The 12,250-nt window shown below is 52.8% G+C and carries 4 protein-coding genes and 3 tRNA genes; 4 read left to right on the top strand and 3 right to left on the bottom strand.

Annotated features, from left to right (window positions below):
- Positions 1–25: 25 nt before the first annotated feature.
- Entirely contained in the window at positions 26–2,920 is a 2,895-nt protein-coding gene (locus IX84_RS20605; RefSeq protein WP_044225189.1) for a triple tyrosine motif-containing protein, read from the top strand.
- Between the two features lie 240 nt (positions 2,921–3,160).
- The gene (locus tag IX84_RS33555) at positions 3,161–3,310 is read left to right on the top strand and encodes a hypothetical protein (protein ID WP_160213857.1); all 150 of its coding nucleotides are present in this window, start codon (positions 3,161–3,163) and stop codon (positions 3,308–3,310) included.
- A 700-nt stretch (positions 3,311–4,010) separates the two neighbouring features.
- Here the strand turns inward: IX84_RS33555 and IX84_RS20600 are convergent.
- The 3 genes from IX84_RS20600 to IX84_RS20595 form a co-directional block, all read right to left on the bottom strand.
- A tRNA-Gly gene (locus tag IX84_RS20600) sits at positions 4,011–4,086 on the bottom strand.
- Between the two features lie 67 nt (positions 4,087–4,153).
- Positions 4,154–4,283 (bottom strand) — tRNA-Gly (locus IX84_RS33050).
- Between the two features lie 306 nt (positions 4,284–4,589).
- Positions 4,590–4,665: transfer RNA gene (locus IX84_RS20595), tRNA-Gly, on the bottom strand.
- A gap of 276 nt (positions 4,666–4,941) precedes the next feature.
- Between IX84_RS20595 and IX84_RS20585 the strand changes: the two genes are divergently transcribed.
- Together IX84_RS20585 and IX84_RS20580 are read left to right on the top strand one after the other, a co-directional pair.
- On the top strand, positions 4,942–6,015 hold the full coding sequence (locus IX84_RS20585; RefSeq protein ID WP_044225183.1) for a transposase: 1,074 nt from the start codon (positions 4,942–4,944) through the stop codon (positions 6,013–6,015).
- Between the two features lie 248 nt (positions 6,016–6,263).
- Positions 6,264–12,224, top strand: coding sequence for a T9SS type B sorting domain-containing protein (locus tag IX84_RS20580; RefSeq protein ID WP_160213856.1), 5,961 nt, complete (start codon positions 6,264–6,266; stop codon positions 12,222–12,224).
- The last annotated feature ends 26 nt before the right edge of the window (positions 12,225–12,250 follow it).

Raw genomic sequence — 12,250 nt, 5'->3', positions numbered from 1 at the left:
TTAAATTCCTGAATAACAAATCTTTATGCCTAATCAAAACCTGCACAACCTCCACCACATTACTCACCAGGCATTCATCTGTTACTTTTTCCTGTGTTCAGTTGTTGTTTTGGTGGCTCAACCGCTTCAGGGCATCTATCCTATTCAGAATTTCTACCCTTCAGACTACAAAGCCGGGATTCAGAATATCGACTTTGCACAAAACCGGGACATGCGGCTCTTTGTAGCCAACAACCTCTGTGTCCTCTCATTTAATGGCAGGGAATGGGGGCGTTACAATTTCAAAAACGGAAAGAAAAACCGTTCGCTAGCCTTCGACGAAGACCATGATCGCCTTTATGTGGGGGCGCAGGGAGACTTTGGGTATTTCGAAGGCGACTGGCAGTACCGGTCGCTCGCGGCGGCTGTTCCGGAGCCCCACGCTGAATTTGATGAAGTCTGGGATGTTTTTCTGATCGGTGGCAAAACATATTTCTGCACCTTTCAGGGGATTTACGTTTATGATGGCAGGGAAATCCGGGTGCTGGACCACGAAGATGGGCTGGAGCGGTGCTTTGAGGTTAACAACAAGCTCTTCGCCCAAACCCAAAAGGGCGTGCTGTTCGAAGTGGGCAGTAACGGGCTGAACCCGGTCTATGGGTTTGAAGCGCTCGGTGGGGTACTCACGGGCATGATTGCACACGAGCAGGGTTATCTGTTGTTTTACAATTCCGGGCAGATGGAGTACCGGACCCCAATGAAAATGGAACAGCCCTACCCTACCCTAGAGAAAGCCCTGGAAGGCACCTATGTGAATCACGTGCTGCAGCTTTCCGACCGCCGGATGGCCATTGCCACCCAAACAGCAGGTCTGTTTTTATTCAATCCACAGACTCAGGTACTGGAGCACATCACGGTTGATGCCGGCCTGGCGACCAACGCCTGCCTGCGCAGTTATCAGGACTACGAAGGGAATTTATGGGTGGGGCTTCAAAACGGCATTGCCCTGATCCATATCAATTCGCCTATGCGGCTGATCGGCAAGAATATCGGTCTGCAGGGCAGCGGGTACGAAGGCTATGAGACCAATGAAGGCGCTTATTTCACCTCTTCCAGTGGAATTTACTTTCTTCCCAAAGGGGCAAAAAAGAGCCGGTTCCTGAGCGGCACTGAAGGGCCGTCCTATGGCATTTCCGAAGTTGGGGGACGGCTGTACGCAGGCCACCACCGGGGGCTGTTCTTGCTGGAAAACGGGCAAGCCCGGCAGGTCGCCGCTACGGATGGCATTTGGGGCGTAAAGCCACTGCGATCGCAACCGGGCTATGCCATAGGGGGTGGCTACTTCGGGCTTTATCTTTTCAAAATCGGCCCTCAGCAAGTGCTATCGCTGGCCCATCCGCTGAAGGGGTTCAATTTATCGAGCCGCTTTTTTGAGGAAGACCGGGAGGGCCGCATTTGGGTCAGCCAATACTACAAGGGGCTCTACCGCTTATCCTTATCGCCGGATTTGACATCGGTGGCCGCCACGCCCATCTCCGCAGATTCGCTGGAGCTGAGCGGCGAGCAAATTGCCCTGTCGGAAGTGGAAGACGAGCTTTTCCTGGCCACCTCTATAGGACTGTACCACCTCGACCCTGAAAACGCCCGTATTTCGGCAACCGAGCTTTTTTCAGAAGGGCCAGAGCAACAGCCCGTTTATTTGGTTGCCCAAGACCAAAAGAACAACATCCACCTGCTCTGCGACAACAGTGTGGGCTTTTATGAGAAAGTCAGCCAGGACAATTATCAATACCAGCCTTCTTCGCTTTACCAGTTGCGTTACCACCTGAACAACGACCTGCTGCATGCCTCCGTGCATATCCGGCAGGGCATCTTGTTTTCTGCCAATGATGGGTTTGTGCACTACATGCCCGCCGCCGAAGACCAGCCCACCGTACAACAGCCGATAGTCGCCCGGCAAGTGTACAGCACCTCCAAAGATCAGGAATTGTATGCACTGAACCCCTTCGCGCCAGCGCCTGGTGCCCCTGCTGAAATTCAAGTGGGGCCCGGCACAAAAATCATAAAATTCAGCATCGAAGCTTTCCAGTTTTCCAACCTGAACGACACCAAATACCGGTATATTCTTGAAGGCTTCGATGAGCGCTTCAGCCCCTGGACGGGCACCACGAGCAAAGAGTACACCAACCTGAAGCCCGGCACTTACACTTTCCGTGCACAGGCCCGTAGCAATCTGGGGGCGACCATCACAAGCCAGCCCGTTCAAGTCACCGTCACGCCCCCGTTTTATCTGAGTAAAGTAGCTCAGCTCCTGTATTTGCTGCTGGGCATCGCCGCCCTGGTTACGCTTTTCAACCTGCAGCGCAAGCGCTATCAGCGCAAAGCCCACCGGCTGGAACAACAACAACAGCTGGAATTGCGGAAAGAGCAGCAAAAACTCACACAAATTGAGGCAGAAAAACAGCACGCCGTAGACCAGCTGCAACGGGAAAAGGTTCGGACCGAATTGCAGCACGTCAGCAACCTGCTCGCTGCCTCCACCATGAACCTGGTGGTCAAAAATGAATTTATTGACTCCATCAAACAAGAACTACAGTCGCTGAAGGAAAACGGCCGCTGGGCCGAGGCCAAGCAAGCCCTGGAGCGCATAGTAAAGGAAATTGACACCAACCTTAAGCTGCAGGAAGACTGGGAGCAATTCGAGTTTCACTTTGATAAAGTACACGGTGATTTCCTCTCCCGCCTGCAACAGGCCTACCCCGACCTCTCGCCCAACGAGCAAAAGCTTTGCACCCTGCTGCGGCTCAACCTCAACACCAAAGAGATTGCCAACCTGCTGAGCATCTCACAGCGGGGCGTGGAGGTGGCCCGCTACCGCCTGCGCAAAAAACTGGACCTGGAGAAGGGGCAGAATTTGTCGAAGTTTATTTTGGAATATTAGGCCCTTTGGTGGATATATCAAAAACGTAAAGGCATCAATCATCTGATTGTAGGTATCAAAAGAGACTGTAAACAAGTCGGCATTAAGGTCGTCGTCCCGTTCGCCCAGCTGCGTAAGGATGGGCATCAAACGCTAAAAAGCCCTGCATTCCAGGAATACAGGGCTTCGTCAGCGTTTCAATGGGTACTATAGTTAGTACCCTGTGGTACCCGGAGCGGGGCTTGAACCCGCACGGCCGCAATGGCCACAGGATTTTCTTACCAGCTACAGCTTTCGCTGCCCCTGACGATCAATGTCAGGATTTGTGACCTGGACTTTCTCTTCACCGTATACCGACGATTGTCCGTACTTAGGCGCTTCCCGTCAAGTCTCTACACCTTCCCCGGCTAGGCCGGGACTTGGCTCGGGATTACCATTCCGATAAAGGAGAAGGCTTCCCCGAATTTGAGAAGTTCTACATCCGGCGTTTCCGCCGGCGCACTCAAATTGCTTTAAGTCCTGCGTGTCTACCAATTCCACCATCCGGGCAAATTGGGTACATCCAATAAAAAGGTATGGCTAAAGTAAAGCTCCACTCCGTTGAGTGGTATGCTTACTAGCGCTCACAAGATAGCCAAAATAGGGGCTACCGGCAAACAAAAAAAGCCTTCTGCGTACAGAAGGCTTTTGAGCGGATGACGAGATTCGAATGCAGACGAGGCTTTGCCTGTCTGCATCCCCGACAAGCTGTGATTCGTCGGGACCCGCGATCTCAAACTTAATCCCGGTTGCACAGGGATGATCTACCTCTGTTTTACCGGGAAGCCACATCTGCTTAGTTCCTTTCAAATGAGTGAAGCAACTGCTTTGCTCCAATTTGGAGCGGATGATCCTACTTCGCCAAGGCTACGTCGGACAAGCGAGACCCTGACGAAAAGGTTTTGTCAGGGCAAGTTCGAATGCAGACGAGGCTTTGCCTGTCTGCATCCCCGACGAAGCAAAGCTTGTCGGGGCCCCGCCGGACTTCAACCTTAGTCCCGATAGTTATCGGGACGCTCCATCCGCTTACTTATTTTCAAATGAGTGAAGCAACACTTTGCTCCACTTTTAGTGGAGCGGATGACGAGATTCGAACCCGCGACCTCAACCTTGGCAAGGTTGCGCTCTACCAGCTGAGCTACATCCGCTTATTTGCTTTGCTAAAGCTAATCTTATTTTTCAGTACAAAAGAGCAACTTTTTTGCTCCATCAATTTGGAGCGGATGACGAGATTCGAATGCAGACCAGGCTTTGCCTGTCTGCATCCCGACAAGCTGTGCTTCGTCGGGACCCGCCGAACCTCAACCTTGGCAAGGTTGCGCTCTACCAGCTGAGCTACATCCGCTTATTTGCCCTAAAATATTAGAGCTTACTAATTTTATTTCAATTGTCGTGAAGCAACATTTTGCTTCACTTCGTGGAGCGGATGATCCTACTTCGCCAAGGCTACGTCGGACAAGCGAGACCCTGACGAAAAGGTTTTGTCAGGGCAAGTTCGAATGCAGACGAGGCTTTGCCTGTCTGCATCCCCGACGAAGCAAAGCTTGTCGGGGCCCCGCCGGACTTCAACCTTAGTCCCGATAGTTATCGGGACGCTCCATCCGCTTACTTATTTTCAAATGAGTGAAGCAACACTTTGCTCCACTTTTAGTGGAGCGGATGACGAGATTCGAACCCGCGACCTCAACCTTGGCAAGGTTGCGCTCTACCAGCTGAGCTACATCCGCTTATTAATATTTCAAATACCCTTTTTTCTAAGAGCGATGCAAATATACTCTAATCCCGAAGACAAAAGCAAACCTTTAGACCGTCTTTTTTTCTACTTTTTCGCAAATCATTGATCCACAGATTAAAGAAATTTCATTGCCGTACACTTTTAGCTCGGCAAAAAGTTCATTGAAAGTTTGGAAAGAGAGACAGAAAAAATAAGGGTTTTCTGAGATTTTAAAAATCTTTGCAGAAAACCCTTTCAAAATGCCGTTCTGCAAAGATCTAAAAAATGGTTGATAAAGCATCAATCTGAGGTTCCACAAGGCAACGCCTTGCGTCGATTAACCGTCTTATCTGGTTTATTAGGTGCCTTAATCAAAGGTGGCCGGGCATCTTTATCAGAGTTGGGCCGCCATATGGAAGACCCCACTGACCTGGAAAGTCGGGTCAAGAAGGCCAAGCGTTGGTTGCAAAATAAGTGGACCGATGTCACGGTACACTTTATACCCTACCTTCTTCCGATTCTCCACTCTCTGAGCAAGGCTGGAGAGTTAGTTCTGGCCATCGATGGCTCCTGTGTGGGCAAAGACTGCATGGCGCTGATGGTCAGTGTAATCTGGCGCAGGCGAGCCATTCCCATTTGTTGGGTAGTTCGTAAAGCTCCCAAAGGCCATTTCCCGGAACACATGCACGTGGCCATTATCGGTCAAGTGGCGATGCTTATGGACAGTATCCTGGAACAGGATTGCCGGATTTTCCTGCTGGGAGATGCCGAATTCGACGGCTGCGAGTTGCAACAGTCTTGTTTGGCTCACGGTTGGGAGTACGTGCTAAAAACGGCGAAGGATACTTTGGTAGCCGATCATCCGGACATGGAGAATGCTTCGGCTTTTGGCCATTTGGCCGCAAGTATCGGTCAAAAAAGCTTGTTCCTGCCCCAAATGTATGTGACTAAGCAAGGGTTTGGGCCAGTCAATGTCTTGTTCTGGCATGACCGGACCCGATATGACCGACCTTTGTATCTGTTGACCAGCTTGGAATATGGCCCGCAAGCCGAAACATATTACCGAAAGAGGTATCACATTGAAACCTTTTTCGGCGATATCAAATCTCGCGGATTCCACATTCATAAAACCAGGATTGAAGAGCCTCAAACCTTGTTCAATCTCTTGATCGTGGCTAGCCTGGCTTTCATCATCTGTATCTTGTTCGAGTTTGATGCCCGAACCTCAGCCCAGTTGGGTAAATTCTGCCGTAAAGACCGAATCGATAGCTTGTCCGTGTTTCAGATTGGACTGAGGGCTGTCCGATTTTATGTCAGGCATGCTATGAATCTTTCTTTCCAATTTTCAAAGAACTTCCCGTGAAATAAAAGTGTACGGCAATGAAAAAGAAATAACCTTATTGGTTAAATCAATAGAAAACAGTAAAGGATAAAACAATACACAATTATTACAGCAAGAAGAATGGAAAATGACGACGCTTGCCTTACTTTTGCTACACACGCACCTGGATCCCCAACCATTCTTTTCCTTAAAGACCAAAACATGAAATTCCGCTACTGCTACTCGCAGCTGCGGATCACGCTTTTTATTGATCAGGAACCAAGATGACCATGACTCGAACACTACTCTTGCTTGTTTTTGGTGCACTACTGTTTGGTGCCTTCCCACTCAAAGCACAACTGGACTGTTGCTCTCCCGCCCCACTCGCCGGACCGGGACCCATTAACGTGCCTACAGTTGCCGGGCCTGGAAATGATAACGATAACCTGGCCAATGGTACCTGCCTGGTCGGTGGGGAACACGACACTTATTACTTTATTTTCGAAGCGACCAGCGCCGGAACTTTCGAAATGCTGCTTACGCCTAACAATCTGGGTGCGGATTATGATTTTGCCTTGCTGGCAAATGCCTGCCCGGGGAACGCGGGGTCCCAGCAAATCTCCTGTAATTACGTAGGGCCCATCAATACCCCACCTTTTGTGCCCACTGGCATCGCGACCAACCCGCAGGCTTCCTGGGGGGTCACTGGTGCCGCCGAATGGGAAAATACGGTCAACCTGACAGCCGGTACGACTTACCTGCTTATTCTGGACAACATCACCGGTAATGATGTAGGCTTTTCGCTCGAAATCGGGGGTACCGCAACTATCGCACCGGGTGATCCGGGAGGAGGGCCTGATCCTACTATTTTTCCAGCGGGGCCTTTTTGCCCGGAAGACCCTCCTTTTCAACTGACGGCCAACCCACCGGGCGGTACCTGGGGCGGTGATGCCACCAGTACCGGCTTGTTTGTACCCGCGAACAATGGCCCCGGTATTCATGAGGTGACGTACTCTACCCCCGGAGCAATCTGCCCTAATGAGGCGACACTCGATATTCAGGTCCTAACCGGCCCAACGATCGTCATCAACTCCGGGCAGCCTCTTTGCCCGGAAGGGCCTCCGGTTACCCTTACCGCCACGCCTCCGGGTGGTACCTGGGGCGGTGTTGCCACACCCTCCGGACAGGTTAACCCCCAAGCTTTAGGTGTGGGCTCCTTTCAGGTGACTTACGCTGCTACCGGTCCGAATGGATGTTCAGGGACGCAAACTGGCTTTGTAACGATTCTGCCGCCGCCAACGGTGACCTTCTCTACTCCCGGGCCTTTTTGTATGAGCGAGGGTGTCGTCACCCTACAGGCTCAGCCTTTTGGAGGTACCTGGGGCGGTGTGGCACTACCCAACGGGCAAGTCATCACCGGGGTCCTCGGGCCGGGCCTTCACACCGCTACCTATACCTATACAGACAATAACGGATGTACAACTACCGAAGATCTGGTTTTTGAGATTGTCCCCGATCCTGTAGTTGCTATTGTTGAGCCGGATCCATTTTGCCAGGATGATCTGCCGGTAGTGCTTGAAGCCTTTCCTCCGGGCGGCACCTGGGGCGGGGAAGTAGCGCCTAACGGCCTATTTAACCCTCAGCAGGCTGGGCCAGGCTTTCACCTGGTCACGTACACCTTTACGGATGCGAATTTCTGCACGGCTACGGACGACTTCCTGATTGAAGTTGCAATACCGCCTTTCACCTATATTGATGCGCCACAGGGACCATTTTGCAGCAGTAGCCCACCCGTGCCCCTCACCGGTATTCCCGGCGGTGGCGTATGGGGGGGTGAAGCTACGCCAGGCGGCACCTTCGACCCATCCGGGCGGACCAACGGCACCTACACCGTAACCTATACCTACACAGATGCCAATGGGTGTGTTGCGGTGGCTACTCTTGACCTCGAAATCAGCTCTGACCTTCAGGTGAGTATTCAAGACCCCGGCCCTTACTGCGAAGGGGCTATGCCGGATACGCTCATAGGCGCTCCTGCGGGCGGCACCTGGTCGGGCGATGTGGATGCACAGGGCATTTTTGACCCCTCTGCACTGACACCAGGCACCTATCAGGCGATTTACGATTACACCGATCCGGAAGGTTGTGAAGGTACCGATACCCTGCAACTGGACATCCTGCCTCTGCCGGTAGTCCTGATTGATTCTGTGGGCACGCTTTGCGAAGATGCAGCGCCCATCAATCTTTCTGCCACACCAATGGGCGGTACCTGGTCGGGCGATGCCTCCACGATCGGGGTATTCGATCCCAATGCCAACGGGCCGGGTACCTACCAGGCTATTTATACTTTTGAGAATGCTGCCGGTTGTTCTGATGCGGATACGATTTCTATCACCGTGAGCCCCTTGCCTGCGCCTGTTATCGCTACTGCCGGGCCATTTTGTGCCAATGACACCCTTCAGCCCCTTTCTGCCAGCCCAGCCGGAGGGGTTTGGTCGGGCGCTGCTGATACTCAGGGCAACGTAGACCCCACTGCACTGGGTGGCGGGCTGCATGACGTGACCTATACCTTCACCACAACCGAGGGCTGTACCGCCGCTGATACGCTGACTATTGAAATCTTCGATTTGCCTTCAGGCATAATCAGTGGCAATGGCAGCATCTGCCAGGGCAGCGGGGATACGGTGGCTTTAACACTCGACTTTGCCGGGCAGCAGCCTTTCACATACACTGTGGCTATTGACGGAGATGCACAGCCTGCCCTGACCACCAACGACTCGACTGCGGTCTTCAATGCCACGCTGCCTGGTAGTTACACTTTACTGAATGTAACAGATGGGAATGGCTGTACAGTGACTGGTACCGGCAATGCCGAAGTGGTACTGAACACAGCTCCAACCGTTTCCGGTATCATGACTACCTGCGACTCCACCAACACCAATTACACCCTGAGCTTCAGCATTAGCGGTGGGGACAGCACCACCTATCAGTTGCAATTCAGCGATGGCACGATTGTGAATAATACCCCACCGGATTATACCACGCCGCCCCTTGCCAATGGTAGCGCCTACAGTATCACCGTCACCGATGCCAATGACTGCAACCCCACGGTCGTTTCCGGAACTTTCTCCTGCGATTGTGCTACGGTCGCTGGTTCCATGGCCACCAATCTGGTCACCGCTTGTGAGGATGAGGCCGCTACATTGATTTTCAATCAGGATGCTCAGCTAGACCCCAATGACACCCTGCTGTTCGTATTGCATGACAACAACGGCACTTCACTGGGTTCCATCTTTGCAGAAAACGACAGCCCGGTATTCAACTTTCAGGCGGGCATGAATTTTGGCCAGACCTATTATGTATCCGCAGTAGCTACAGATGTCACCCCGGGCGGCGCTCCCGACTACAGTAGCCCCTGCCTTTCGGTTTCCATTGGTGCGCCTGTAGTATTTTACGCGCTGCCAGCTGGCACCCTAACCGGAGATACCGCTATTTGTGAAGGGGCTACAGCCCTGCTTACCTTTGACTTCGCCGGTACTGCCCCCTTCGATTTCACCTATGAAGCCAATGGGGTGCTCAATACGGTTGAGAATGTCAACTCGCCTTATTCACTGCCGGTGATGCCGGATGGAGCCGCGACTTATGTGCTGACCAGCCTTAGTGACAGCTCTCCGGCCGGTTGCAGCAACATATTATCAGACAGCGCCACTGTAATCCTCAATTTCCCAACGAGTGCCAACCAGACATTGGAAATTTGCCAGGGGGACAGCCTGCTGCTAGGCGGTGCTTTCCAAACCATGCCAGGCACCTATGTGGACACCCTGATCGGTTCCAATAGCTGCGACAGCCTGTTGTTTTCCACCCTTGTGGTCAACATTCCGGATACGACCCTGCTCAGTGACACCAACTGCGATCCGGCGCAAACCGGGACTTTTACGGAAGTGCTGACCAATACCGATGGCTGCGATAGTGTCATCATAACCACCGTCTCTCTGCTGCTCAGTGATACGGTCATGGTGCAGCTCGAATCCTGTGACCCGGCAGAGGTGGGCACAACGGAGGAGCTCTTTAGCAATCAGGACGGGTGCGACAGCCTCGTTATCACCACCACTACCCTGCTGCCCAGTGATACCACTTTCGTGGAAATCAGTTCCTGTGACCCGGCGGATGTTGGCACTACGGAAGACCTCCTGATGAATCAGTTTGGGTGCGATAGCCTCGTCGTAACGACAACGCTTTTCCTGGAAAGCGATACCACGCTGCTCGATGCGACCACCTGTGACCCGATAGAGGTAGGCACAACGGAGGAACTCTTTAGCAATCAGGACGGATGCGACAGCCTCGTCATCACCACCACTACTCTTTTGCCGAGCGACACCGTCTTTCTGGATGCCACCAGCTGCAACCCGGCGGACGTGGGTACGGCCGAAGTCCTGCTGACCAATCAGTTCGGGTGTGACAGCCTGGTGGTTACAACAACGACATTACTACCCAGCGACACGACCTTCCTCGATGCGGCCAGTTGTGATCCGGCTGAGGTGGGCACAGCAGAAGTGCTGCTGACCAATCAGTTTGGGTGCGACAGCCTGATCGTGACCACCACCACCCTCCTGCCTAGCGATACGGTGCAAGTGGCAGCGGAGACCTGCGACCCGGCAGAGGCAGGTACCACGCAGGAATTATTTGTAAATCAGTTCGGGTGCGATAGTCTGGTGATCACCGTTACCAGCCTGCTGCCCAGTGACACTACTATGGTGGAAGCAGGCAGTTGCGATCCGGCTGATGTAGGGACAGAGGAAGTTTTACTGACGAATCAATTTGGCTGTGACAGCCTCATTTTGACCATCACGAGCCTGCTACCCAGTGATACCACTTTCCTGACACAGTCCAGTTGCGACCCTGCCGATGTAGGCACAGAGGAGACCTTATTGTCTAATCAGTTTGGGTGCGATAGCCTGATCATCACCACCACTACCCTGCTAATGAGCGACACCACCATGGTCAGCGCCAATAGCTGCGACCCGGCTGATGTGGGGACTACGCAGGAACTGTTCACCAATCAGAATGGGTGCGATAGCTTAGTCATTACCACCACTACCCTGCTGCCTTCGGATACCACACTGATCAATACCGCTTCCTGCCAGCCGGAGGATGTGGGGACCGTGACCGAAATCCTAACCAATCAGTTTGGGTGCGATAGCGTGGTGATTACAACCACCACCCTGGCCCCGCTGGAAATTGCTGCTAATGTAACGTCTAGCTACGGCCCGTTTGAGGTCAGCTGCGCCGGTGGTGACGATGGCATAGCTGCAGTGGATATTCTCAGCAACGAATTTGAGCCGCCCTTTAGCTACAGCTGGTCTACCGGGGCAAACACGCCAGAGGTGGACAATTTGCCGGCAGGCACCCACTACGTGACGGTCTCCAGCGCCAATGGCTGCATAGCGGTGGATTCTGTAATCCTCACTGCCCCGGAGGACCTGCTGATCAACCTCAACGTCAGCCCTATTTCCTGCTTTGGGGAAACCGATGGCGCCGTGCAGATAGTGGCGGAAGGAGGCACACCGCCTTACGTTTACGCCCTTGACGGTGGCGCTTTCCAAAACAACAGCACCTTTACCGGGCTGGATGATGGCAACTACTCTGTTGCGGTACAGGATGTGAATGGTTGTGTAACTACCGCTGCTATCCTCATCAATCAGCCACTTGAGCTGGAAGTCAGTTTGGGCGAAGACATCGACATTCAGACCGGTGCATCAGCTATCCTGGCCATTGAGACCAACATAGCGCCTGAAGATATCGATACCATCATCTGGGAGCCCCGCTTCCCAACCGAATGCCCCGATTGCCTGGAGCAGGTGGTTACGCCTTTGGTCACTACGGCCTATTCAGTCATGGTGCAGGACATAAATGGCTGCATGGCGGGAGACCAAGTCAACGTCATTGTGGACCAGCGCCAAAGCGTTTACCTCCCCAATGTCTTCTCTCCTAATGAGGATGGCGTCAATGACATCTTCTATGTTCAGGGAGATGACCGGGTAGAGCAGGTCGATGAATTCCAGGTTTACAACCGATGGGGAGAACCCGTCTTTGAAGCTTACAACTTCCCCATCAATGACGATCAGTTTGGCTGGGATGGCACCTTCCGCGGCAGCCTGATGAATAGCGGCGTCTTCGTGTACTACGTAACGGTGACCTTCAAGAACGGTACCACCGCCCAGTTCAAAGGCGACGTGGTTCTGATGCGGTAAATTTGACTGTCTGCTAACGACGACGC

Source organism: Phaeodactylibacter xiamenensis (assembly GCF_000759025.1).
GTDB lineage: Bacteria > Bacteroidota > Bacteroidia > Chitinophagales > Saprospiraceae > Phaeodactylibacter > Phaeodactylibacter xiamenensis.
The sequence above is the reverse complement of the archived record's forward strand: the minus strand, read 5'-3'. Positions and strand labels throughout refer to the sequence as shown.

Bases quoted from the DNA above. Each gene is read 5' to 3' on its own strand.
- IX84_RS20605 (WP_044225189.1), top strand. From the start codon at position 26: ATGCCTAATCAAAACCTGCACAACCTCCACCACATTACTCACCAGGCA.
- IX84_RS20580 (WP_160213856.1), top strand. From the start codon at position 6,264: ATGACTCGAACACTACTCTTGCTTGTTTTTGGTGCACTACTGTTTGGT.
- IX84_RS33555 (WP_160213857.1), top strand. From the start codon at position 3,161: ATGGCCACAGGATTTTCTTACCAGCTACAGCTTTCGCTGCCCCTGACG.